The following is a 24,640-nucleotide window of genomic DNA, read 5'->3' on the forward strand; positions in this document are numbered from 1 at the left end:
TAAGCGGGATGGTTTTTTTTTTGCCGGAGCCTATGGACCTCTGACTTCCCGGATGAACCTCTGTCCTTATCGTGCCTATACCGAAGCGTTATGAAGACGAGAATAAACTAAACCATTATGTAAGACCATTAACCGTTTTGCTTTATGTAGACAATACTAAAATTTAAACATAGATCAGGGGACATGAATCAGCTAAAATAATTTTGTAGTACTTATACGGCTGTCAAAGAGGGATGAATATGTATAAATTGATTCTTGCCGAGGATGAAGAGGATGTAAGAGAAGGCATCGTATCGCAGATTGACTGGGCGGCTTACGGCTTTGAAGTGGTAGAGCAGGCCGAGAACGGGCGCGAGGCGGCCGAGGCGGTCGACCGGCTGCTCCCGGATGTGGTGGTCACCGACATTCAGATGCCGTTCATGAACGGACTGGAGCTGGCCGAATATGTCCGCAGCCGTTATCCCGGCACCAGAGTCATCATTCTGACCGGCTTTGATGAGTTTGAATACGCCCAGAAAGCGATCAAGCTGCAAATTGACGAATATATTTTGAAACCGTTCTCATCGCAGGAGCTGATCGAGGTGCTGCTTAAGGTCAGACGTGCGATGGAAGAGGAGAGTGCCGAGAAGGAGAATGTCTTTGTCCTCAGCGAGCATTACCGCAAAAGTCTGCCGGTGCTGCGGGAGCAGTTCTTGTCTTCTCTGGTGTCACGGCGCCTGCCGGCGGCGGAAATCGCCGCAAAGAGCACAGAATATGATCTCAATCTATCGGGCCGGCTGTACCAGGCTTCAGTTATCCGTGTTGATTATGTGCGGACGGAGGCACAGACGGACAGGGCGGAGGGGCATCCGCTGTCGCTGCGCGATACCGGTGACCGCAATCTTCAGCTGTTCGCCGTACTGAACATCGCCGAAGAGCTGTGCCTGAAGCATGGCTTCGGCAAAGTGTTCATCCACCGTGATGAGGTCGTGCTGCTCTCGGTCAGCCCTGCGGATGACAAAGGCGCTGTCAGCGGACAGACGCTGGCGCTGCTGGAGGAGATCCGGCGCCATGTGCAGCGCTTCCTGAAGCTGACAGTCACCGCCGGAGCGGGAACCGTCTGCACGGCCCCCGCCCACTTGTCCGATTCCTTCAGCGACGCGCTGCAGGCGCTTGATTACCGGCTGATCCTCGGCAACAACCGGGTCATCTGGATTGAGGACGTGGAATCGCGGGCCAACCAGCTGCCGGCTTATGATGAGCTTAGCCGGCAGGCGCTGATCCGCACGATCAAGCTCGGCACCGTGCAGGAGCTGACAGAGGTGATCGACGGGCTGTTCGGCGGACTGGATGCGGACCAGCTGTCTACAGCCGATTATGAGATTTTCCTGACGGAGATCATTACATCCGTACTGCGGGTGGCCAAGGAGGCGGGCAGCGACACTGCCGCTTTCCTCGGACCGGGCATTTCCGCGCTGGCCGAAATCCATAAATTCAACAACATGGGCGAAGCCAGGCAGTGGATCGTTAGCGTCTGCAGCAAGCTGATGGAATTCATCGCCCGCGACCGGCAGTCCGGATACACGCAATTGGTCGAGGAGGCGCTGGAGTATATCCGGAGCCACTATCAGGAGCCGGATATGTCAATCGGCAGGGTCTGCCAGCACCTGCATATCAGCACCGGCTATTTCAGCAGCGTCTTCAAGAAGGAAATGAAGCTGACCTTTGTTGCTTATCTGCTGCAAATCCGGCTGGAGGCGGCCAAGGAGCTGCTGCGTTCTACGGAGCTGAAGGCTTTTGAGATTGCCGAACGGATCGGGTTTGCAGATCCCAATTATTTCAGCTTTTGCTTCCGCAAGAAATTCGGATTCTCGCCGAAGGAATACAAGAACAGCGCGCGGGGAGGCTGAGCCATGCGGGAGCGGAAATACCGTTTCTTCCCGCTGCGGCCGCAGCACACTCCGGGCGGAAGGCGGCGGAGATCGAACAAGCTGCGCAGCATCCAGCTGATTATTACGGTTTCTTTTACAGCGGTGACAGTACTGGTTGCGGTCATTGTCAGCTTCATGCTGTACAACAAATTCGCCCGGACGGCTGAGGAGAACGCCAATATCAACATGCAGCAGATTATTGAGCAGGTGAACTACAATCTGGAGCTGTATGTGACGGGGATGAGTCGAATTTTCGCCACCGCCGAAGGCCAGATTACCGGCAGTGCCTCCATCGATTCACCGCTGCTGTCGGAACGGATGGATACGCTGATGAGCAGCCGTGAGGATCTGGTGTCGGTCTCCGTGTTCACTCCGGAAGGGGATTACGTGGTCGGCACGCCGGGGCTTGTCCTGCAGCAGAACACCCAGCTGGAGAATCAGAGCTGGTTCACCTCCGCCAGTAAGTCAGCGGAAATCGCCTATTCGGCGCCGCATGTCCAGAATCTGTTCAAGGGCAACTATCCCTGGGTCGTCTCGATCAGCAAAATGATCTCCTACCAGGAACAAGGACAGACTCATCAGGGCATTCTGCTGCTCGACTTCAATTTCCGCACCATCGACGAGCTGAGCCGGCAGGTCAAGCTGGGCAAGAGAGGATACGCTTACATTCTGGATTCGCTCGGCAATATTGTGTACCATCCGCAGCAGCAGCTGATCTACGCCGGCCTGAAATATGAGAATGTGGAGCCGGTGCTGGAATATGCCTACCGCAGTTATATTGATACTTCGACAGGCGACAAGCGGCTGATTACCGTGCGCACCCTGGCGGAGACCGGCTGGAAAATCGTCGGGGTCGCTTATTACGACGAGATTGTGACCACCAAACGCGACTTGAACCAATTTCTGTTCTGGTTCCTGGGAGTAGTCATTTCACTGGTCATTGCCGTCTCGGTGCTGCTCTCGTGGCTGATTGCCAGTCCCATCCGCAGGCTGGAGCGTACGGTCAAGCAGGTGGGCGAGGGGGATTTGCATACCCCGATCCAGGTCAGCGGCGCTTATGAAGTGGAGCAGCTGTCGCTGCGCTTCAATATGATGCTTCAGCGCATCCGCCAGCTGATGGATCAGATCATCTATGAGCAGGAGACCAAGCGCAAGGGCGAGCTGGAGGTGCTGCAATCGCAGATTAACCCGCATTTTCTGTACAACACGCTGAATTCCGTGATCCGGCTGGCGGAACGGGGAAAGACCGATGATGTGATTACAATGATCCAGTCACTCTCCAAATTCTTCCGGATCAGCCTCAGCCGGGGCAAGAATTTCATCACTGTACAGGAGGAGCTCGATCATATCCGTCATTACCTGGTCATCCAGAGCTTCCGCTTCCGGGGCAAATTCCGCTTTGAGATCAAGGCGCAGGAGGAAGTGCTGCAGTACCAGACCATCAAGCTGATTCTCCAGCCGATTGTGGAAAATGCGCTCTACCACGGCATCGAAATGTCACCGGACGAGGGCTTCATCTCTATTGCCGCCAGTCTGCAAAGCGGCAGCATTGTCATCACCGTTGCGGACAACGGACTGGGCATGTCCCCGGAGACGCTGGGCTCCCTGCTGAAGGGCGGAGTGCGGACCGGCGGCGGTTCCGGCGTCGGAGTACGCAATGTGAATGAACGGATCGGATTGTTCTACGGCCGGGAATACGGCCTGAGCTTCGCCAGCGAGCTGGAGGAAGGCACGACGGTCACGATTGTATTCCCGGCAGTGCCGGCGGAGATTCCCGCAGAATCCGGAGAGGAGGACACTTCATCATGAGAAACGGAAGATTCCGGCTGAAGCCGCTGCCTTGTGTGGGGCTGTGCGTGCTGCTGGTATTGCTGGTGCTGGGTGCGACCTCCTGCGGCGGGGTGAGGGAAGGGTATATCAATACGGACCGGGCGCGCAATATCCATATGATTGTCAAAATGAATCAGGGCGACTACTGGAACACGGTCAGACTGGGAGCCGAAGCCGCCGCTCAGGAGTTCAACGTCAACCTGACCTTCAAAGCGCCGGATGCGGAGAGTGAAATCGACAGGCAGATCACCATGGTGGAGGACTCCATCGCACAGAAGGCGGATGTGATTATCCTCGCGGCCAGCAGCTATATGGGACTGGCGCAGGTGGTCGATCAGGCCGCTTACTCCAGAATTCCCGTCATCTCCGTGGATGCCGAGGTCGGCTCGGCGCGGGTAAGTACCTATGTAGGCTCGAACGGCTATGAAGCCGGACAGAAGTCGGCACAGCGGCTGATCGAGCTGCTGGACGGCCACGGGGAAATCGGTATCCTGAACTTTACGAAGTCCTCGGCAGGGAGCTCGCTTTCCGGCGGTGCCATTGATTACGGAGCACGCGACGCGGAGGAGCGTGAAGAGGGCTTTCTGAACTATGCCGCCCGTTATCCGAACGTGGAGGTGGTGCAGATTTCCTATACTTCGTCGAGCGTAGCCGATGCCGAGCGTCTGACCCGTGAGATGCTGGCTGCCCATCCGCAGCTGCGCGGCATTGCTACCTTGAATGAGACCGCCTCGCAGGGAGCGGGCAAGGTGATCCAGAGCCTGAGCGCCCATTCGGTCAAAATGGTAGCCTTCGACAGCTCCCCGACGATGATGGAAATGCTGCAGGATGGAACGGTCCAGGCGACCGTCATTCAGAATCCGTTCAGCAACGGGTATCTGGCGGTCAAATATGCGCTGGAGCTCACGGAGGGGCTCGATGTGCCGGAGCGGGTGGATACCGGAACGAAGCTGATTGATCTGGGCAATATGCTGTGGCCGGAGAATCAGAAGCTGCTGTTTCCGTTCGTCCGCTAAGGGAGGCCGGGCATCCGTTCCGGAGCCGCCCGGGAATTTACATCCGGAATTTTTATAAAGAGATGAGAATTTTAATAGGAATGCGCAGAATATTATATGGGAACCCGCATTGGCACAAGCCATAATAAGGATACGGCAATGGCTCGCCTGCCTCAGTTCATCTCGCTCCAGGAGGTTAATCATGAAAAAAACAGCTTTCCTCTGCCTTGCCGGGGCCGTATTGGCTGCCGCTTTGGCAGGCTGTGCCGGGCAGGCTGAGGATACCGGAAACCGCCCGGACCGCGTTAGCCCGGGCGGCGTGAAACCGAAGCTGGGCGTTGCCATTTATAAATTCTCGGACACCTTCATGATCGGGGTCAAGAGTGCAATCAAATCCTCCGCCAAGGGTATAGCCGATTACGAACTTGTAGACAGCAAGAATTCCCAGCCGGACCAGAATGGTCAGGTGGACGGTTTTATCGCGAAGCGCGTCGACGCCATGCTTGTCAATCCCGTCGACCGGACGGCCGCCGGCGTCATTATAGATAAAGCGCAGGCGGCGGATATCCCCGTGGTCTTCCTGAACCGCGAGCCGCTCGAAGGTGATATGCAGAAATGGGATAAGGTCTATTATGTCGGAGCCCAGGCCAAGGAGTCAGGCACGATGTCCGGCCAACTGCTGGCCGATTACTGGAAGGCCCATCCGGAAGCGGACAAGAACGGGGACGGTGTGCTCCAGTATGCGATGCTCAAGGGTGAGCCGGGGCATCAGGATGCCGAGCTGCGTACGACTTTTTCCATCCAGGCGATAGAGGATGCAGGCATTAAGGTGGAGAAGCTGGCGGAGGATACCGCCAAGTGGGACCGCGTCAAGGGCCAGGAGAAGATGGCGGCCTTCCTGGAGACCTACGGCGACCGCATCGAGGCCGTGCTGGCCAATAACGACGACATGGCGCTGGGCGCGATCAAGGCGCTGAAGGCTGCGGGATACTTCAAAGGAGACAAGTATATGCCGGTGGTCGGCGTCGATGCCACGGAACCGGCGGTGAAGGCGCTGAAGGACGGAACTATGCTCGGGACGGTGCTCAATGATGCCGCCAACCAGGGCAAGGCTGCAGTGATGCTGGCCGCCGTACTCGCCCGGGGCGAAGCGCCGACCAGGGATAATGTAGGGTTTGACATTACCGACGGCCAGTATATCTGGATTTCGTATAAGAAGATCACCAAGGATAATGTGGACGAGGCGGACTGAATTCCTGCTGGCAAGGGGAGCGGCCGCCGAATGCTGATTGTTGAGTGCAGGCAAGCTGACCGGGAAGCCGGAAGGCTTGCCTGTTCTTTTCTGCCTCCGGCAAGTCACGCTTTTCCCGCTCTTCACATATTCTATGGGCAAATGCCTTTGTAAGGGAGAGCGAAGACATGCTTAGAATCAAGCTGAACGAGCTGACAAAAGGGACCGACAACGGCCTGCTTCAGACCGAGGTGTGGAGGTGGGACGGCATCGGCTGGAATGAATATATCGCCCAGCAGGAGGAGGACTTTATCCGCGCGGATGACGATTTCTTCGTGACGATTCCGGCAGAGCCGGGACTGTACCGGGTGGATCTCTCGGCCAGGCCGCTTGACGGGCTCGCTGCCCTGGGCGAAGCCGGGCTGGAGGGACTACGCGCCGATGTGCTGCATCCGGCGCCGTTTACCACCAAGGAAGGGCTGCTGTGGGGATATATCAGCAGCGATGGCGGCACGGCCATCGAGCCGCGGTATGCCTATGCCGAGGAATTCCAGCCGAACGGGCTGGCGATTGTGCAGCGGGGGAACGGCAGCGGACTCATTGACCATACCGGACGGGAACGGGTCAAACCGGTGTATTCGTTCATCGCTCCGTTTGCGGAAGGCCGTGCCGTCGTATCGGACGCCAAAGGATATACCCTGATCGACGAAATAGGCAAGGAAGTGACAAAGGCGCGCTATGATTACCTGAACTCGCTGCAGGAAGGGCGGGCGTTGTTCTCCAAATATAGTCCTTCCGGCGCTACCCGGTACGGTTATCTGGACGCGCAAGGCAAGGAGGTGCTGCCTGCAAGCTATCTGGACGCGGCTGATTTCATGAACGGCACCGCACTGGTGAAGCTGGCGGAACGCGAATTTGCGCTGATCGACCTGCAGGGGCAGGTGCTGCATACGTATCCTTATCCGTACGTCGGAAGTCCCGGAGACGGTCTGCTGGCCTATCAGGCGGATGAGAACGGCAAATACGGTTATCTGCGCACGGACGGCAGCATCGCCATCGCCCCGCAGTTCACCTCTGCACTGCCCTTCTCCGGCGGACGGGCGGTGGTCAACACGGCGGAGAATTACGACAATGCCTACGGCCTGATCGACGGGCAAGGCCAGTTTATTATCCCTCCGCAGTATTACGAGGTGCAGCAGCTCGGCGAAGACCGGGTAGCTCTGGGCACACCGCTCTATCCCGATCAGCCTTACCGCGGCTCGCGTTATGTAATCGCAGACAGTGTGACCGGACGGATTCTGGCCACCCATCCGCTGCTCGGCGTGAACAATTACGTGAACGGGCTCGCCTCGGTTTATGATGCCAAAGACACCTATTTCATCGACCGCAGCGGCAAGAAAGCCGCGCAGCCGCCGACCGTGCCCGGATCGGGAGCACTGTCCTTCAGCGGCAGTCTGATCCGCGCGGATGTGGACCAGCGCACGGCCTATTATGACCGCCGGGGTAAGTTGGTGTGGCGGCAGAGTGATGTTATTCCGCTGCGGCCGCCATACAGTGTTCTGGAGAAGAAATACAAGCCGAACCGGAATTACCTGGTATATTATCCGCAGGTGGAAGGCATCGCCAGCATTGAAACGTCCAAGAAGGTCAATGATGAGCTGCGCAGCCTGTCGCTGGCTGAAGGAGCGGGTGCAGGGGGAGAAGACCAGGATTTCAGCTATACCGGGGATTTCTCTGTCTCCTTCTTCCGCAAGCATCTGCTGGTGCTTGAGCTCAGCGGCTATAAATATCCGTTCGGCGCTGCCCATGGCATGCCGACCCGGCTGTTCCCGCACATTAACCTGAAGAACGGCCGTTTCTACAAGCTGAGTGATCTTTTCAAGCCGGGCAGCAAATACACCGAGAAGCTGAGTGAAATCGTCGGCAAGCAGATCGCGACCGATCCCCAGTATAGCTACGTCTTCCCGGATACCTACAAGGGGATTGCCAGGGATCAGCCGTTCTATGTTGATGAATCGGCGCTGTACTTGTACTTCGCCCCCTACGAAATCGCTCCTTACGCTGCTGGCTTCCCCACCTTCCGCATTCCGTTTGCGGAGATTATGGGCCTGATCTCCACCGAGGGAGAGTTCTGGCAGGCTTTTCATTGAATGAGGCTTTCCTTACATGCAAACCGCTGAGTCAGCACATATGGAACAGAAACAAGACCGTACCGATCAAGGTTACTCCTTGCCCGGTACGGTTTTTATTTTTACGCAGAAGTCTACGGATTGTTATTCTAATTATATGTTCACATGTTAGACATATAATCTAAAGTTTTATCAAAGTGTAAAAATTTAGAAGCGCACAATGCTAGATTATGTGCTACAATGACTGAGTAAGAAATGACAACTTTGTAATCTTTGCCACTGATTCACTGGCGGCACGGATAATACACCAAGAATAGGGAGATGGATGAATGAAGCGCAACACGTTTAGAAAAGCAATCGGGGGAAGCGTGGCCGCAGTGCTGGCGCTCAGCATTTCGTTGCCACTGCAAGCTAATGCCGCAGACAGCAATTCGGGAGCGGCGGCTGCCAATAACGGATTTACTCAATTCCTGCAATCTATTAATTCCTATAGCATCAAGACCCTGCACTTTAGTGGCGGAAGCATCGCCAAGGGGCAAATCTATTACTTCAAGAAGCCGGTAGTTACGGCAGCTCCTGTTGCTACCCCTGCAGCTACGGCCCAGCCGGCCGCTACAGCTAAGCCGGTAGCTACACCAGCAGCAACTGCGAAGCCAGTGGCGACGCCTGCAGCAACTGCGAAGCCGGTGGCAACACCTGCAGCAACTGCGAAGCCAGTGGCAACAGCAGCTCCAGCCGCTGACAGCACACAGGCCTCGTTCGTGAAGCAAGTGGTGACGCTCGTGAACAAGGAACGTGCCGCTGCCGGATTGTCTCCGGTTACCGCGCTGGACAGCCTGAACAAAGTGGCTGCCGCCAAGGCGACCGATATGCGCGTCAATAATTACTTCTCGCATACTTCGCCAACGTATGGTTCCCCGTTTGATATGATGAAATCCTTCGGCGTTACTTACCGTGCCGCCGGCGAGAACATCGCTATGGGGCAGAAGACGCCGGAAGCGGTTATGACCGCCTGGATGAACAGTGAAGGTCACCGGGCCAACATTTTGAGCCCGAACTTTAACTACATCGGCGTAGGCTTTGACAACTACTACTGGGTGCAAGAGTTCATCGGCAAATAAGTCAGGCGTAGCCTGCATATTGACGATATCTAACCTGGCATAACCATGCACAGCCCGCTTTTCCGTTTTATCGGACGAGCGGGCTGTGTTTTGTTATGCGGTTCATGCAAGGCTCTGGTAGCCGGGTTATAGACTGTTTTACGGGCTACCACGGTCGTAGTAGCCTGCAACTTATACTAGCCCGTCATAACGCTCAATAACTCTGCTTCAGCCGCTCCACCACATTTTGCCGGGAAATAGTGTACCCCATTAACCGGATCACACCGCCCAAGATGAGTGCAATCACCGCCCCATACAGGATGATCGCTGCACCCGGGAAGCGGTAGCTGATGTAGGAGAGCCCGCCGACCCGGCTTACGGCTGAGGTCAGCCAGTATCCCAGGAGGTTGCCTAAGCTGAATGCAAATGCAGCCGATCCTGCAATAAGCATGCACGCTTCATACGTGAGCATAGCGGTCAGCTGTTTCCGCTTCATACCGATCGCCTGCATGATCCCGAGTTCATAGGTCCGCGCCACAATGGCGGCGATCAGGGTGTTGAGCAGGTTCAGGAGGCTGAAGGCGGCAATGCAGCCGATCAAAGCATACCCGGCCAAGGTGATTGACCGGAAAGCGTCCCGGAAGGACTCCGCTACTTCCTGATAAGAAACCAGCTTGAGTGTAGCCATCCCCTTTTGCGCCATAAGCTGCTGTATATCCTGGCCTACCTGCTTCTCCATATGATTGGCAGCGGATATTTCCATGCTCTGCGCCGGGTTGAAGCCGGCCAGCGCCGGCATGGTTTCGGATGCCGCAAGAAAGAGCGTGCCGGAGTCCGTATCGCGGATCTCCCCGGCAATGACTGCCTCATGCTCCGACTGCCGGCTGCCGCTGCCGGTACGGAGCAGTACTCGGTCGCCTACAGCAAGCTCGAGACCATAGGCGGCATACTCGCTGCTGGCGCTGTTGATGACAAGTGCAGGAGCACCGCCGGATGTATGCTCCGGAATTGTCCCGGTTATCAACTGCTTATCCAGTTCCCCGCGATTATGCTCCGTAATATTCGCAATGCCCACCACCACCGGCTCCCCGGTGTTATTCATGCCTGCCAGTTCGGCCTCAAGGTATTGATGAACATAGACGGCCTCTACTCCAGCTATCGACAGCAGCTCATCGTGCAAACCGGCGGATAACTCGCCTTTGCTTTGGAGATCGTCCAGACCTACCTCCGGGGAGTAGAGCGCATCATCAAGCTGCACGCTGAATTGTCCGCCGCCCGGGAAATAAGCCTGTGCCCTTGAAGCCGGATCTGCGGATGTCAGCAGCGCGGCGAAGACCATGAACAACACACCGCTAAAAGCCAGCGACAACAGTGAGAATACGGTCTTCTTCCTGCTGCGGGAGAGCTGGAGCCAGGCGAGACGAAAAGGGGATAGCCGGCGCGTGCTGATCCGCTTCTGTCCACCGGAGATGCTGGCTTCGATATGGCGGATGCCTTCGGCCGGTGTGATTTTGGCGGCATAGGAGGCTGGTGTACGCAGCGAGATTCTGACGGTCAACCCTGTGAACGCAGCCGCCAGCGCAGCAAGCAGCAGGGCAGTCCACCCGTCCCACCCTGAAGAGACCATAAGTCTTCCGGCGAGATAACCCGGCAGAATTCCGCAGGGAATAAATCTCCGGGACAGCAGTTTACCTTCGTAAACAACCAGCTGCCGGATCTGTTGATGCACAGCGCCGAGCGCCCGTAGCCGCCCGTAGAAGCGGACTCGCATTGCGACGGATATGTAGAAAATATTGTACACCGCCATCCAGCAGGCCAGCAGAATTATCAGTACCACCGCCAGGAGGGCCAGGAGCCCATCAGCGGATACGGAGGGGACAGCAGCATTGTGCCCGGCACCCTTCATTATGAAATAACCGTAGGTCATGACCACGGTCAGCAAAAAAGCGGCAGCCGCAATAACGGTACCGGCCAGCACTGTTTTTACCTTCTCGGCCTTGAGATTGGCCGCTGCCATTTTATGAATAAACGATTCTTTGCTCTTCAAGCGTTACACCTCACTTTAGACTTGGACAACGTCATTAACAGTATCGGCTGTGATAACTCCATCCTCAATCCGCAGGATTCGGTCGGCCATTGCGGCGATTTCGGGATTATGGGTAATCATAATCAGCGTCTGGTTATACTTCCGGTTGCAGCTGCGCAGCAATTCCAGCACATCCTGGCTTGACTTGCTGTCCAGATTCCCTGTCGGTTCATCCGCCAGCAGGATTGCGGGCCTGGTGATCAGCGCTCTGGCGATGGCCACTCTTTGCTGCTGTCCTCCGGATAGCTGGTTCGTCATGGCTTCCTGTTTGCCTGAAATTCCGAGCATCCGCAGCATTTGTTCAAGCTCGTTCCGCTCCATCTGCTTGTCGTCCAGCTCCAGCGGCAGAACAATGTTCTCGTAGACATTCAGGGACGGCAGCAGATTATAATGCTGAAAAATAAACCCGATTTTACGCCTCCGGAACTCCGTCAGCTCATCCTCACTAAGCCGGGACAGCTCACAGCCGTCGACCTTCACCTGTCCTTCCGAGGGGACATCCAGGCCGCCCAGCAGATTCAGTAAAGTTGATTTACCGCTGCCCGAGGTGCCCACAATCGCTACGTATTCGCCCTCTTCGACGGTTATATTGATGTCTTGTAGCGCCCGGACCTTGTTCAGCGCCGTTCCGTAATGCTTGCATACTTGCTTTGTCTCCACAATGGCCACAGTATCCATCCTTCCGTGATTCATTTGGTATTCAAAAATTTTCAAACTGTATTCACCGATGTTAGACGCCGTCCGGCAGATTATCCCTGCGGAAATCCTGCGCGGCAGCCTTTTGAAGAGATTTAATTTCAAGGTCCGGCGGAAGTTGACACAATTTGTACAGCCCGGTCCGTATATTTGCATATTCAAGATAGAAGAATTATGTTTATCTACATAGTTAAGAAGTACGAAAAAAGTGGCACACTGGAACTATGAACGGCACACGGAGGGATAGCTTTGAATGATTCCAAATGGACCTGGCGGCTCGTCAGCCTGTCCTCCATTGCGACAACGATACTGCTGCTTGTCGGATTTATTTACGCCGTGAGCGACATTCTCTACCCTAAAGGCGAGGCTGCGGTTACTTCACTCCCGGCAGAGACACAGACTCCCGCAGCGGCTTCCGGCGGCGAATATAGAATTATGGCGCTGGGAGATTCTCTGGCCAAAGGGACCGGCGATAACACGGGAAACGGCTTTGTAAAGCGGACGGTGGACGGGCTCCTGCAAGACGGGAAGGCCCGGCTGGTCGGCAATATGGGCATTAACGGCCTGACGACCGCCGGACTGCTGGAGAAGCTTCAGGAAGAGGGCGTCCGCTACGCAATGCGCCAGGCAAATATCATTCTGCTCTCGATCGGCGGCAACGATCTGTTCGGCGATTCGGGAATTCTGGATACGGGCGGCGACGGCGGGGCCGAAATACCGGAAGGGGCATCGGTGCCTGTGCTTCCCGGAACAGCGGCCGGGGATACCGGCACTGACTTGACGGAGGAAGAAGCGCCCGAGCTTACACCAGAGTCCCTTTTGGCGGGGCTGCCGGAGGCGGCTGGACGCTTGGGCGAGGCGCTGCAAAGGATAGCGGAGATCAACCCGGAGGCGCACATTTACTATGTCGGACTGTATAATCCGTTCGGCGATGTGCAGGAGCTGCTGGTTCCGGGCAATCAGGCGGTGACCGCCTGGAACAATGCCGTGATGGACCTGATCAACACTCGTGGCAATATGACGCTGGTACCAACCTTCGATCTGTTCGGCGGCCATCTGGACAAGTATTTGTCGAGCGACCATTTTCATCCGAACGGCGACGGCTACCAGCGGATCAGCGAGCGGATCATTCAGGCGGTCCGATAATTTAATGAACCTGAGGAGCTGGTGAGTGGATGTTATTGGAAAAGAACGTCGGCGGCCCGCCCGTTGTCCTGGCGGTCGAAGGCGTCCGCAAAAAAATCGGCCGCAAATGGATCATCGACAATGTCACATTTGACGTCAAAGAAGGCGAAATCTTCGGCTTCCTCGGACCGAACGGCGCCGGCAAAACGACAACCATCCGCATGCTGGTGGACCTGATCCGTCCGACGGAAGGCACGATCACGGTATGCGGCTACAATGTCAACAAGCATCCGGAGCAGGCGCTGCAATTTGTCGGCTCCATTGTCGAGAATCCGGAGGTCTATACGTATTTGACCGGCTGGGAGAATCTGCAGCATTTTGCCCGCATGCAGCCGGGAGTGGACAAGGCGCGCATCGCCGAGGTGGTGGACATTGTCCGGCTCGACCAGCGGATTCATGACAAGGTCAGCACTTATTCACTGGGGATGCGGCAGCGGCTCGGGATCGCACAGGCTCTGCTGGGGCGTCCGCGGCTGCTGATTCTGGACGAGCCGACGAACGGGCTGGACCCGAAGGGAATCAAGGAGCTGCGCGAATTCGTCCGCAAGCTGGCCGGGGAAGGGATGGCCGTATTTGTCTCCAGCCATCTGCTCAGCGAAATCCAGCTGCTCTGCGACCGGGTGGCGATTATCAGCAGGGGCAAGGTGCTGGCGGTCGGCGGCGTCAATGACCTCGTGGCCCGCAATTCGCCTTATGTGCTATGGGAGCTGGAGCCGCATAGCCAGGCTGAGGCCTTGCTGGGCATGCATCACGGTATCTCGGTGCTGCCTCCGGACGAAGTGACGCTGGACGATGCCGTCACCGCCGGAATGGGACCGAATTCCATTGTCACTGTTATGGAGGAAACGCTGATTCCGGAAGTGGTCTCCCTGATGGTCGGCGCCGGTGTAACCGTACGGGCCGTGCATAAAATCAACCCCACACTGGAACAGCTATTCTTGAAGCTAACGGAAGGTGAAACTATTGATTAATCTGCTTCCCCTGATCCGCAATGAATGCCTGAAGATCATCAAGAAGAAACGCTTTTATGTCATTCTGCTCATTCTGGTAGTGCTCGTCCCGATGTTCACCTATGCACAGATGCGCATCTCCGAGCGCAGCCGGGATAAATTCAACTCCGACTGGCGGCTGGAAATCCAGCAGCAGATCACCGATAACCAGAACTCGCTCAGCAGCGACCGGATTCCCGAGGAGTGGAAGACGTACCGGCGGATTTTTGTGCAGCAGCTGCAGTACTATCTGGACCACAACGTGAATCCCAATGAACCGAGCGGCGTGACGTTTACGCGTGAATTCCTCGATAACTCGGTCAATTTGTTCATTCCGCTGCTGATTATGGCGGTTGCCTCCGATCTTGTGTCGGGGGAGCGGACGACAGGCACAATCAAGATGCTGCTGACCCGCCCGGTCCGCAGATGGAAGGTACTGCTGAGCAAGCTGGTGGCGCTGCTGATGTTCGTCTCGCTGATTGTGCTGTCGGTGGTGATCATCAGCTATCTGATTTCCGGGCTGGTTTTTGGCTATAAAGGCTTCAATGTCCCTGTGTTTACCGGCTTCCAGATCAGCGGGGATACGGTCGACATGTCCACGGTTCATGCGGTTCCGCAGTGGAAATACCTGCTGATGCAGGGCGGACTGATCTGGTTCGTCAGTGTGGTCGTCGCGCTCCTTGCCTTTATGGTGTCGGTGCTTGTGCGCAGCACGGCCGCCAGTATTGTGGTGATGATGGCAGCGCTGATTGCGGGAACGATTCTGAGCAACATGGCTTCTGCCTGGACAACGGCGAAATATTTATTTATGGTCAATTTAGGCCTGACCGGGTACCTGGCCGGCACGCCGGCGCCGATTGAAGGGATGACGCTGACTTTTTCCATGGCTGTACTGGCGGTTTGGGGACTGATTTCCATAATCATTTCATTCGCCGTCTTTACGAAAAGGGATATTTTGAATTAGAATGAACAAAGCAACGAAAACGTTTGTTTGCATGTTCATAGATAGCGTAACTTAAAGGAGGAGCATGAATGCTCGAACAGATCGATATGTTTGCAAAAGTCTCCAAGAACGGCGGGCAAGCCGGGACCGGATACGATGCTGACGACATTCAGGTGCTCGAAGGGTTGGTTGCTGTACGCAAACGGCCCGGTATGTATATCGGCAGTACAAGTTCTTCGGGACTGCACCATCTCGTATGGGAGATTGTGGATAACGCCGTAGACGAGCATTTGGCCAAGTTTTGCTCGAAGATTGACATTTCGCTGCGCAAGGACGGTTCGGTGACGGTGGCGGACAACGGCCGCGGCATTCCGACCGGCATGCACAAGACGGGAGTGCCGACTCCGCAGGTGGTCTTTACCATTCTGCACGCAGGCGGCAAGTTCGGCGGCTCGGGCTACAAGAAATCCGGCGGACTGCACGGTGTCGGAGCATCTGTCACCAACGCGCTCTCGGAGTGGCTGGAAGTGGAAATTTACCGTGAAGGCAAAACGCACCGGCAGCGTTTCGAATATTGGGTGGACAAGAAGGGCGTGGAGCATGTCGGTGAGCCGGTTACTGGACTCGAAGTGCTCGGCAATACGAACAAGACCGGTACGAAGGTAACCTTCAAGCCGGATATTCGCGTCTTTGCAGGCGGCATCTCCCTGAACTACGATACGCTCGCCGAGCGGGTACAGGAGATTGCTTTCCTGAATTCCGGACTGCGGATCGCTCTGAGCGATGAGCGCAGCGGACGTCAGGATGAATTCTACTATGAAGGCGGAGCGAGCCAGTTTGTGCAGTTCCTGAACGAAGGCAAGGACGTGCTGCATGAGGTCGTCCACTTTAGCGGGGAGAAGGACGATATCGAGGTCGAGGTGGCACTGCAGTATAACGCTGGTTACACCGAGACGCTGGCTTCGTTCGTCAACTCCATTCCGACGCGCAGCGGGGGGACGCACGAGACCGGTTTTAAGACGGCCTATACCCGCGTGCTGAACGAGTACGCACGGCGTACACAGCTCCTGAAGGAGAAAGACAAGAATCTGGAGGGCAACGACCTGCGCGAGGGCATGATGGCTGTCATCAGCGTCAAGATGGCCGACGTGGAATTTGTCGGCCAGACCAAGGATCAACTGGGCAGCGCCTCGGCACGGAGTGCGGTAGACACCATCGTCTCCGAGCATATGGCTACCTTTCTGGAAGAGAACCCGCAGGTTGCCCAGAGCCTGCTCAAGAAATCCATTCAGGCGGCCAAGGCCCGGGAGGCGGCGCGCAAGGCCCGCGATGAAATCCGCAGCGGCAAGAAACGCAGCGAGAGCCTGAGCCTCGGGGGCAAGCTTTCGCCTGCCCAATCCAAGGATGTAACCCGCACGGAGCTGTTCATCGTGGAAGGTGACTCCGCCGGCGGCTCGGCCAAGCAGGGACGGGATTCCAAGCACCAGGCCATTCTGCCGCTGAAGGGCAAGCCGATGAATCCCGAGAAGGCCAAGCTGCTGGATATTCTGAAGAACGACGAATACAAGGCGATTATCTCCGCCATCGGGGCAGGAATCGGACCGGATTTCGCCGTGGAAGACAGCAATTATTCCAAGATTATCATTATGACCGATGCCGATACCGACGGCGCGCACATCCAGGTGCTGCTTCTGACCTTCTTCTACCGGTACATGAAGCCGCTGCTCGATGCCGGCAAGGTGTTCATTGCCCAGCCTCCGCTGTTCAAGATCACGCGCAAATCCGGCAAGCTGGAGACGGTGCGCTATGCCTGGAGCGACGAGGAGCTGGCGAATTACCTGAAGGAATTCGGCAAGAGCTTCGAGCTGCAGCGCTATAAAGGGCTAGGCGAGATGAACCCCGAGCAGCTGTGGGAGACGACGATGAATCCCGAAACACGTACGCTGCTGCAGGTGCAGATTGATGATGCCGCGAAGGCGGAGCGGCGCGTATCCACGCTGATGGGCGACAAGGTCGACCCGCGCAAGCGCTGGATCGTCGAGAACGTCGATTTCACCGAGGTGGAGGAATAACGCGTTCCGCGAATGCCGGATGCCGGAGCAACCGGCGCAACACCGGCTACCCCGGCGCTACACCAGCCGCCCCGGCGCAACACCGGCTGCCCCGGCGCAACACCAGCCGCCCCGGCGCAATACCGGCTGCCCCGGCGCGCAATACCGGCCGCATGACCTGCGGCCACATCAATGCCGCATATTCCATGCGGCATGCTGTTTGTACGGAAGTGACGAAACCTTCCGTTTTCTTAAAGTTTGGTGATTAGAGGAGCGAAGGGGAATTTTGGAACTGGAGGAGCGCGAGCGTCCGCCTTTGTCTTCGGATTTCAACCGCTAATGCGGTTATTCAGGAAATCCTAAGACAACAGCGGCCGGAAGTCCAAACATTCACCGCAGCTACAGAGCGATCACCAGCCTTTTTGCAAACGGACAGAATGAGGAACAGAAGGTGAGCCAATGAGCAGTTTAGAAGAATTTTCCCCGGCCGTACTCGAAGAGGTCGTCGGCGACCGCTTCGGCCGGTATTCCAAATATATCATTCAGGACCGGGCGATTCCCGATGTCCGCGATGGCCTGAAGCCGGTGCAGCGCCGGATTCTGTATGCCATGTACGATTCGGGCAACCACCCGGATAAACCGTACCGTAAATCCGCCAAGACCGTCGGCGACGTCATGGGGAATTATCATCCCCATGGCGACTCCTCGATCTATGACGGCATGGTGCGGATGGCCCAGCCTTGGAAGATGGGCCATGTGCTGGTCGATGGCCACGGCAACTGGGGCTCGATGGACGATGATCCGGCGGCGGCGATGCGTTATACCGAAGCACGCCTGTCACCGATCGCTCTGGAAATGCTGCGCGACATTGAGAAGCGCACCGTACAGTTCAAGGACAATTTCGACAACACCGCCAAGGAGCCTGTTGTGGTCCCTTCCCGGTATCCGAATCTGCTGGTCAACGGGGCCAGCGGAATCTCCGCCGGATTCGCGACGGAGATTCCGCCGCATAACCTGCGCGAAGTCATCGACGCCTGCATCGCAGTGATGCAAAAGCCGGAGATCGAGCTGGAAGAGATTATGACCTTTATTAAAGGACCGGATTTCCCGACAGGCGGCACCATTATGGGCGGCGAGGGCATACTTGAGGCTTACCGGACCGGTAAAGGCCGGATTTATTTGCGGTCCAAGACGGAAATCGAGAACCTGCGCGGCGGCAAGCAGCAGATTGTCATTACCGAGGTGCCGTTCCAGGTCGTGAAATCCCGTATGGTCATCGCGATGGAGAACATCCGTCTGGAGAAGAAGATCGACGGCATCGCCGAGGTGCGCGATGAGAGCGGGCGGGACGGCCTGCGCATCGTGGTGGAGCTCAAGAAGGATGCCGACGCCCAGGGCGTTCTGAACTATCTGCTGAAGAAGACGGATCTGCAGGTGACCTATAACTTCAACATGGTGGCCATCGTCAACAAGGCACCGCATCAGCTTGGCCTCAAGGCGATTCTGGAAGCCTACATCGCGCATCAGCGCGAGGTGGTTACCCGCCGCACCCAGTTCGATCTGGAGCGGGCCGAAGACCGGGCGCAGGTGCTGGAAGGGCTTGTTAAGGCACTCAATATTCTGGACGAGGTTATCGCAGCGATCAAGGCCTCGAAGAACCGCCAAGACGCGCAGAACAACCTGGTCTGGATGTTCGGGTTCACCGAACGCCAGGCAGACGCTATTCTTACCCTGCAGCTCTACCGCCTGACCAACCTGGAGATTCATTCGCTCCAGAAGGAGCTGGACGAGACGCAGGCGCGCATCAAGACCTTGCGGGGCATACTGGAGAGCGACAAGAAGCTGGTCTCCGTCATCCGTAAGGAGCTGCTGGAAATCCGCGACAAGTACGGCATTGACCGGCGCTCGGTAATCCAGGGTGAAGTGGAGGAAATCAAGGTCAGCCTGGAAGTGCTGGTGAACGCCGAAGACGTGCTGGTGGCGCTGTCGGCTGACGGCTACATCAAGCGGACGGGCATGCCGTCGTTCACCCGTTCCGGCGGCGAGCGGCAGAGCTCCGGGGTCAAGGACGGCGACCACATTGTCAAGGTGCTGGATCTGAATACCCGCGATAACCTGCTGGTATTCACCCGCAAGGGCCAATATTTCCTCCTGCCGGTGCATCAGATACCGGAATTCAAGTGGAAGGACCCCGGCACGGCCATTGTCAATGTCATTTCCCTGGCCAAGGGCGACGGCATTGTCAGCGTGATCCCGGCCGGCAATCTGGATGAACCGCAGCGCAGTCTGGTGTTCGTAACCCGCAAGGGCCAAGTGAAACGTACGGAGCTGAAAGAATATTCCACCTCCCGCTCCGGGGCGGTGGCGGCCTGCAAAGTGGCCGACGGCGATGAGATTGTGACCGTAGCGATGAGCAGCGGCAACAAGGATATCGTGCTTGTCACCCGTGAAGGCATGAGCATCCGCTTCCGTGAGAATGAAGTCAATCCGATGGGCCGGGTGGCCAGCGGAGTGCGCGGCATCCAGCTGCGTGAAGGCGATGAGGTGGTCTCCTGCTTCTGGGTGGGTGAGGATGAAGGCGAGATTTTGACCGTATCCGATCTGGGGTATGCTAAGCGTTCCCTGCTGGTCGATTATCCGTCGCAGAGCCGCGGCGGCAAGGGTATGCCGACCTTTGAGTTCAAGGAAGGCAAACGCGTCAAGCCGAACGGCAGCCGAATTGCCGGAGCCTTCCATTGCACGGAGCCGCTGGAGCTGACGGCGATTACCCGTGAAGGGGAGCTGCATGTCTTCAGCTCCGAGGCTGCACCGCTTGGAGAACGGAAGTCCATCGGCAAGCAGCTTATCCCGGTTGAGAAGAAGGATGAGATCGTTCATCTGCTTCTGTCGGTGAAGTAGACATATACAATTATGACAGTGCTTGAAGGTGCCTTAGGGCCGGCAAGCACTGTTTTTTTATGAGAATCCTTAAAATCCTAGGAATTATCAGTGATGCTCTTGGTTACACAGGGGAAATTTCTATGATAGTATGGAATTACCTGGAATATGACGGTAAACCGGTTGACTGGAAGGAGGCCATTACGGTATGTACCTGCAGCATGGCAATTTGCTGATCCGTGACGCGCGTGAAGAGGATGCCATGATATTGTGCAAATGGTGGAACGATGGAAGAATTATGGCGCATGCAGGCTTTCCCTTTGGCCTGAGAACGACGGAGGAGGCTGTGAAAGACAGCATCCAAGCAGCTACGGATCATAACCGCCTGCTTATGGTCGAAATCGACGGCGGGCCTGCGGGAGAGATGAACTACCGGACGCTTCCCGGCAACGCAGCGGAGATCGGTGTCAAAATTTGCGACTTCCAGCAGCAGGATAAAGGCTATGGCACTGTTTTAATAACTATGCTGATCGGCTCATTGTTTAAAGAGATGAAGTATGACACAATCAGATTGGACACCAATGTGAAGAACACCAGGGCTCAGCATGTGTACGAGAAAATAGGCTTCAAACGCAAAGCGCTTCACACCGATTCCTGGAAAAATCAGCTCAGCGAATGGCAATCTTCGGTTGAATATGAAATGGGCAAGGAATATTATTTTTCCCGGTTTGGCTGATGCCTTGTATGGCCGGGCTATCAACGGAGATTAAATTTTCAGAGTCAGGCAGGAAATGGAATTTATTTCGCGAAATCATGTAGTATAACGGATTCAATCCGCAGGGAAGGAAGGAATAAGTGTGCATTCCGCTGAATTTAGTAAAATATGGCACAAAATCTTAAAAGATTATAAGCTGCATATGGATACCAAACTCGCCCCGACGCTGACCGATGCCCAGCTTACCGTGCTGGAACTGCTTCAGGAGCGCGATGCTATGAAGCCTTCCGACCTGGCGCCGCATCTGGCTACCAGTCCGGCGGCGGTTACCATGCTGCTTGACCGGATGGAGAAGCATGATCTGATTAACCGGGAGCGCGATGCGGTAGACCGGAGAATCGTCTGGGTAAGCATTACGGAGACGGGACTTAGGGAGACGGAGCGCGGACTGCGCATCCGCAGTGAGTTCTTCGCAGAGGTTCTGGATCCGATCTCCTCTCATAATCAGCAGCTTCTGCTATACCTGATGGGCAAGATGGTGATGGCTCCGGCCACGGAAACCTCCGCCACTTAAGCCGCTGCCAAGGATACGGAACCAGAGATATTGCATTGATATCCTGACATACATAAGAACAGGCCGTCCGTTACCGGACGGCCTGTTCTTGCAAATGACGCGGCCACAGATTCCAGGGATGGGTCTGCGAAGGCAGCGAAATCAGTTCAATCTCTTCTTTGCTGACCGGATGCGGAAATCCGACTACAGCTGACCAGAGCGCAATCTGCTGTCCCGGCTTGTTCACGGCTGCTCCGTATTTCTGGTCTCCATAGAGGGGACAGCCGATTCCGGCAAGCTGCACGCGAATCTGATGCGAGCGGCCGGTGAGCAGATCAATTCTAAGCAGACTGAAGCCCTCGGCGCTTCCCAGTACGGTGTAGTCAAGAATGGCTTCTTTGCCGCCCGGGGTTCCCTTGCGGACGATCCTGACCGTGTTGCTCTTCTCATCCTTGAGGAGGGTGTTAATCAGCCGGCCGCTGGCTGCGGGCGGCTTACCATGCACCACGGTCAGGTAGATCTTGCGGAAGCTGTGGGTGCGCACGCTGTCCGACAGGCGCGAAGCGGCCTTGGAGGTCTTGGCGAAGATCATTGCTCCGCCGACCGGGCGGTCCAGCCGGTGAACCAGACCCATGAAGACATTGCCCGGCTTGCTGTAGCGCTGCTTGACGTCTTCCTTCAGCAGGCTCAGCAGGTCTGCATCCCCCGTAGCGTCCTCCTGCACCGGGATATTGACAGGCTTCACGATTCCAAGCAGGTGATTATCTTCATACAAGATCTCGAACCGTGAACTATCGCTGCCAGCCATTCCTGCACCGGATGGATGCTCCGCCATGGCTTAAGACTCCCAGCGGCCCAGAATGCCGCAAGGCAGCGTCATGCCGGAAGCCGTAATCGGCAGACCGATCTCGCCCGAGGACAGCTTGCCGCCGAAGCGCTTGCCCATTGTCATGGCCAGCATGTTGCGCAGTACCGTCGGGGAAATGCCGGTAGTGTAGGAGTTGATCAGCAGGAAGAGCGGCTTGTCGCTCATAATCTCCATACAGCTTTCCAGGAAGGGATAGAGACTGGTCTCCAGCTTCCACATTTCGCCGTTCGGGCCTCTTCCGTAGGAAGGGGGGTCCATAATGATGGCGTCGTATTTACTGCCGCGGCGCTGCTCACGCTGGACGAATTTGAACACATCGTCGGTGATGAAGCGGACCGGACGCTCGCCCAGACCGGACAGCTGCACATTCTCCTTGGCCCATTGCACCATGCCCTTGGCGGCATCCACATGCACGACCGAAGCTCCGGCGCTGGCCGAGGCCACCGTTGCTCCGCCGGTATAAGCGAACAGATTGAGCACGGAGATCGGACGGTTCGCCGCAGCGATCTTGTCCATCATCCAGCTCCAGTTCGCCGCCTGCTCGGGGAACAGCCCTGTGTGCTTGAAATTAGTCGGGCGCAGATGGAATTTCAGCTTGCCGTAATTAATCTTCCAGTCGGCGGGAATCGGCTTCTTCATTTCCCATTGGCCGCCTCCGGAAGAGCTGCGGTGATAATGTCCATGAACATCGCGCCATTTGCCGGAATCACTCGCGAGCGGCCAAATAATCTGCGGGTCCGGCCGGCGGAGAATGACATCCCCCCAACGCTCCAGCTTCTCGCCGCCGCCGGTGTCAATAACCTCATAGTCTTGCCAATCGCCTGCTATATACATGAGTAATCCATCCTTCAAAAAAATTCATTTAGCCTTAATTGTACAACATTACCCCCTGCCGCTACAAACCGTTTTCTGCCATTCCTGCGACTATTCTCATTTTGTCCAGAGTGAAGCCCGTGTATAATATTTCCATTCATTATTAAAAAAGAGGTGGAGAGCCATAATGATCCCAAGCAGATGGAGAGCATGGATTACAGGAGGCGTGATAGTAGCGCTTCTTGCGGTAATTGGTTATGATCAAATCAGAATGCACCGGACTCCCGTGGAGTACCGGCTGGATATTGCCACTGAGGATTTCCGGATCAATAACATCAACCTGGTTGCTTCAGCTAATCATGTATATCTGGCAGGAGGCTGGTTTCTTGAATTGACCGGCGGCAACCCTGCGGTTGATCATATAGTGATTGACGGCAGGGCCGGCGGGACAAGATTGCTGGATATGGCAACGGGCGAGCCCTTCCTGCGCAGTGATGTGATGCCGATCACCAATGGATCGGTATTCGATGGACTCAGTCTGAGCGACCGCTCTGTACTTCAACTGAGAATCACATACACGGTGGACGGAAGGAGCAAGACCTACGAGGATAAGCTCTTGCTTGGAGACAGCCGCAAGCCGTTCGCCGAGACGGGCAGACCGGAGTATAAGCTGTACGAAATTCGGCCGCGGGAGACGGTAATGAGATAAAAGACCACAATGTGGGCAATTCCAGGGTCTAAGGAGGAGCGGAGCACATGTTTGACCTCTCAGAGCTATTTATTCCGCTCACGGCGAATCCGGCGGCAGCCAGCGAATTCGCGCCGTGCCGCGCGCTGCGGCCCTATATCCGCTGCTTCTGGGGCACGGCCGATGTGCAAGGCAGCGGACCCGAACCTGCACCGGAGCTTTCCCCATCCGGGGGAAGCGGTGCAGAGCTGATCATACCGGATAGCTGCATGGATATTATCTGGCAATTGGACGCAGTCTCCGGCCGTTCCGGGGCCGTCTTTAGCGGGATCAACGACGCTCCCTTCGAGACGGAGGCGGGCAGCGCCACAGGTATGCATTTCGGCATACGGTTTCATTTCTGGGCGGTGCATCTGTTTGCGGACGAGCACCTGAGAGAGGTGCTGAATGTGCACACAGAGGTAGAGCAATATTTCCGCTCATTCCACCGTGAGCTGGGGGACAAGCTGCTGGCCGCGTGCTCCCTTGCCGAGCGGATCGCTGCTGCGGAAGCTTACCTGCTGCAGCGGCTGGAGCGGAGGAGCCGCAGCCATGACGGGATGATGAATGCCGTGTACTCCATCGTCGCACGCAAAGGGGTGGTGTCCGCCAAGGAGCTGGCGGATGAATCAGGCATCAGCGGACGGCAGCTGGAACGGCTGTTCCGCGAGCTGATCGGAGTGGCACCCAAGCGGGCGGCTGATCTGGTCCGCTTTCAGAATGTATGGCGGGAGCTGTACCGGTCCTCCAGACAGACACGGGATATCCAGGACATTGTGTACACCTACAATTTCAGCCATCAATCACATCTGATCAATAATTTCAAGAAATATGCCGGAAGAACACCCGGCGAGGCGCTTGCCTTTGCGCATGGGGGCAGAGAAAGGTCGCTTTTTTGCAATACGGGCAGCAGGGATGCGGGTACACTATAGAGGCAGGCAT

The 24,640-nt window shown here is 56.2% G+C and carries 19 protein-coding genes; 15 read left to right on the forward strand and 4 right to left on the reverse strand.

Annotation, left to right across the window (positions count from 1 at the left end; all coding sequences use genetic code 11):
- The first annotated feature begins 239 nt into the window (after nt 1-239).
- The 6 genes from F1379_RS21185 (at nt 240) to F1379_RS21210 (ending at nt 9,216) form a co-directional block, all read left to right on the forward strand.
- Nucleotides 240-1,889 (forward strand): response regulator, encoded by a 1,650-nt coding sequence (locus F1379_RS21185; RefSeq protein ID WP_150273676.1) that lies wholly within the window; start codon nt 240-242, stop codon nt 1,887-1,889.
- 3 nt (nt 1,890-1,892) lie between these two features.
- Nucleotides 1,893-3,719 carry a sensor histidine kinase gene (locus F1379_RS21190; protein ID WP_150273678.1) on the forward strand — a complete coding sequence of 609 codons (1,827 nt, stop codon included), beginning with the start codon at nt 1,893-1,895 and terminating at the stop codon, nt 3,717-3,719.
- Nucleotides 3,716-4,756, forward strand: coding sequence for a substrate-binding domain-containing protein (locus tag F1379_RS21195; protein WP_150273680.1), 1,041 nt, complete (start codon nt 3,716-3,718; stop codon nt 4,754-4,756). Before F1379_RS21190 ends, F1379_RS21195 begins: the two co-directional genes overlap by 4 nt.
- A 181-nt stretch (nt 4,757-4,937) precedes the next feature.
- Nucleotides 4,938-5,987, forward strand: coding sequence for a galactose ABC transporter substrate-binding protein (locus F1379_RS21200; RefSeq protein WP_150273682.1), 1,050 nt, complete (start codon nt 4,938-4,940; stop codon nt 5,985-5,987).
- A gap of 167 nt (nt 5,988-6,154) precedes the next feature.
- The gene (locus F1379_RS21205; protein ID WP_150273685.1) at nt 6,155-8,116 is read left to right on the forward strand and encodes a WG repeat-containing protein; all 1,962 of its coding nucleotides are present in this window, start codon (nt 6,155-6,157) and stop codon (nt 8,114-8,116) included.
- Between the two features lie 308 nt (nt 8,117-8,424).
- A complete protein-coding gene (locus F1379_RS21210) occupies nt 8,425-9,216 on the forward strand; it encodes a CAP domain-containing protein (RefSeq protein WP_150273687.1) in 792 nt (263 codons plus the stop codon).
- A gap of 193 nt (nt 9,217-9,409) precedes the next feature.
- On the opposite strand, the gene F1379_RS21215 is transcribed toward F1379_RS21210, so the two are convergent.
- On the reverse strand, nt 9,410-11,242 hold the full coding sequence (locus F1379_RS21215) for an ABC transporter permease (RefSeq protein ID WP_150273689.1): 1,833 nt from the start codon (nt 11,240-11,242) through the stop codon (nt 9,410-9,412).
- Between the two features lie 15 nt (nt 11,243-11,257).
- Nucleotides 11,258-11,950, reverse strand: coding sequence for an ABC transporter ATP-binding protein (locus tag F1379_RS21220; protein WP_150273691.1), 693 nt, complete (start codon nt 11,948-11,950; stop codon nt 11,258-11,260).
- A gap of 276 nt (nt 11,951-12,226) precedes the next feature.
- Here F1379_RS21220 and F1379_RS21225 point away from each other — a divergent pair, with 276 nt between their 5' ends.
- The 7 genes from F1379_RS21225 (at nt 12,227) to F1379_RS21255 (ending at nt 21,311) form a co-directional block, all read left to right on the forward strand.
- Nucleotides 12,227-13,123: a GDSL-type esterase/lipase family protein gene (locus F1379_RS21225; protein WP_150273693.1), complete on the forward strand. Its 897-nt coding sequence runs from the start codon at nt 12,227-12,229 to the stop codon at nt 13,121-13,123.
- A gap of 29 nt (nt 13,124-13,152) precedes the next feature.
- Nucleotides 13,153-14,133 carry an ABC transporter ATP-binding protein gene (locus tag F1379_RS21230; RefSeq protein WP_150273695.1) on the forward strand — a complete coding sequence of 327 codons (981 nt, stop codon included), beginning with the start codon at nt 13,153-13,155 and terminating at the stop codon, nt 14,131-14,133.
- On the forward strand, nt 14,126-15,115 hold the full coding sequence (locus F1379_RS21235; protein WP_150273697.1) for an ABC transporter permease: 990 nt from the start codon (nt 14,126-14,128) through the stop codon (nt 15,113-15,115). Before F1379_RS21230 ends, F1379_RS21235 begins: the two co-directional genes overlap by 8 nt.
- A 68-nt stretch (nt 15,116-15,183) precedes the next feature.
- Nucleotides 15,184-17,166, forward strand: a complete 1,983-nt coding sequence (parE, locus tag F1379_RS21240) for a DNA topoisomerase IV subunit B (RefSeq protein ID WP_150273699.1) — start codon at nt 15,184-15,186, stop codon at nt 17,164-17,166.
- Nucleotides 17,167-17,604: 438 nt separating this feature from the next.
- Nucleotides 17,605-20,043: a DNA gyrase subunit A gene (gene gyrA, locus F1379_RS21245; RefSeq protein ID WP_150273701.1), complete on the forward strand. Its 2,439-nt coding sequence runs from the start codon at nt 17,605-17,607 to the stop codon at nt 20,041-20,043.
- A gap of 187 nt (nt 20,044-20,230) precedes the next feature.
- Nucleotides 20,231-20,758: a GNAT family N-acetyltransferase gene (locus tag F1379_RS21250; RefSeq protein WP_150273703.1), complete on the forward strand. Its 528-nt coding sequence runs from the start codon at nt 20,231-20,233 to the stop codon at nt 20,756-20,758.
- A gap of 121 nt (nt 20,759-20,879) precedes the next feature.
- Nucleotides 20,880-21,311, forward strand: a complete 432-nt coding sequence (locus F1379_RS21255) for a MarR family winged helix-turn-helix transcriptional regulator (RefSeq protein ID WP_150273705.1) — start codon at nt 20,880-20,882, stop codon at nt 21,309-21,311.
- A 70-nt stretch (nt 21,312-21,381) separates the two neighbouring features.
- On the opposite strand, the gene F1379_RS21260 is transcribed toward F1379_RS21255, so the two are convergent.
- Both F1379_RS21260 and F1379_RS21265 read right to left on the reverse strand, forming a co-directional pair.
- On the reverse strand, nt 21,382-22,125 hold the full coding sequence (locus F1379_RS21260; protein ID WP_239004753.1) for an RluA family pseudouridine synthase: 744 nt from the start codon (nt 22,123-22,125) through the stop codon (nt 21,382-21,384).
- Nucleotides 22,126-22,128: 3 nt separating this feature from the next.
- Complete coding sequence (locus F1379_RS21265; RefSeq protein WP_150273707.1) at nt 22,129-22,992, reverse strand: class I SAM-dependent methyltransferase; 864 nt, start codon at nt 22,990-22,992, stop codon at nt 22,129-22,131.
- 166 nt (nt 22,993-23,158) lie between these two features.
- On the opposite strand from F1379_RS21265, the gene F1379_RS21270 reads away from it, so the two are divergent.
- Nucleotides 23,159-23,680, forward strand: coding sequence for a hypothetical protein (locus F1379_RS21270; protein WP_150273709.1), 522 nt, complete (start codon nt 23,159-23,161; stop codon nt 23,678-23,680).
- 47 nt (nt 23,681-23,727) lie between these two features.
- Entirely contained in the window at nt 23,728-24,630 is a 903-nt protein-coding gene (locus F1379_RS21275; protein ID WP_150273712.1) for a helix-turn-helix domain-containing protein, read from the forward strand.
- The last annotated feature ends 10 nt before the right edge of the window (nt 24,631-24,640 follow it).

It is taken from the genome of Paenibacillus tepidiphilus (genome assembly GCF_008635795.1).
In the GTDB taxonomy this organism is placed as follows: Bacteria; Bacillota; Bacilli; order Paenibacillales; family Paenibacillaceae; genus Paenibacillus_AQ; species Paenibacillus_AQ tepidiphilus.

Bases quoted from the DNA above. Each gene is read 5' to 3' on its own strand.
- F1379_RS21205 (WP_150273685.1), top strand. From the start codon at position 6,155: ATGCTTAGAATCAAGCTGAACGAGCTGACAAAAGGGACCGACAACGGC.
- gyrA (WP_150273701.1), top strand. From the start codon at position 17,605: ATGAGCAGTTTAGAAGAATTTTCCCCGGCCGTACTCGAAGAGGTCGTC.
- F1379_RS21190 (WP_150273678.1), top strand. From the start codon at position 1,893: ATGCGGGAGCGGAAATACCGTTTCTTCCCGCTGCGGCCGCAGCACACT.
- F1379_RS21270 (WP_150273709.1), top strand. From the start codon at position 23,159: ATGATCCCAAGCAGATGGAGAGCATGGATTACAGGAGGCGTGATAGTA.
- F1379_RS21195 (WP_150273680.1), top strand. From the start codon at position 3,716: ATGAGAAACGGAAGATTCCGGCTGAAGCCGCTGCCTTGTGTGGGGCTG.
- F1379_RS21250 (WP_150273703.1), top strand. From the start codon at position 20,231: ATGTACCTGCAGCATGGCAATTTGCTGATCCGTGACGCGCGTGAAGAG.
- F1379_RS21230 (WP_150273695.1), top strand. From the start codon at position 13,153: ATGTTATTGGAAAAGAACGTCGGCGGCCCGCCCGTTGTCCTGGCGGTC.
- F1379_RS21210 (WP_150273687.1), top strand. From the start codon at position 8,425: ATGAAGCGCAACACGTTTAGAAAAGCAATCGGGGGAAGCGTGGCCGCA.
- F1379_RS21275 (WP_150273712.1), top strand. From the start codon at position 23,728: ATGTTTGACCTCTCAGAGCTATTTATTCCGCTCACGGCGAATCCGGCG.
- F1379_RS21185 (WP_150273676.1), top strand. From the start codon at position 240: ATGTATAAATTGATTCTTGCCGAGGATGAAGAGGATGTAAGAGAAGGC.
- parE (WP_150273699.1), top strand. From the start codon at position 15,184: ATGCTCGAACAGATCGATATGTTTGCAAAAGTCTCCAAGAACGGCGGG.
- F1379_RS21265 (WP_150273707.1), bottom strand. From the start codon at position 22,992: ATGTATATAGCAGGCGATTGGCAAGACTATGAGGTTATTGACACCGGC.
- F1379_RS21200 (WP_150273682.1), top strand. From the start codon at position 4,938: ATGAAAAAAACAGCTTTCCTCTGCCTTGCCGGGGCCGTATTGGCTGCC.
- F1379_RS21260 (WP_239004753.1), bottom strand. From the start codon at position 22,125: ATGGCGGAGCATCCATCCGGTGCAGGAATGGCTGGCAGCGATAGTTCA.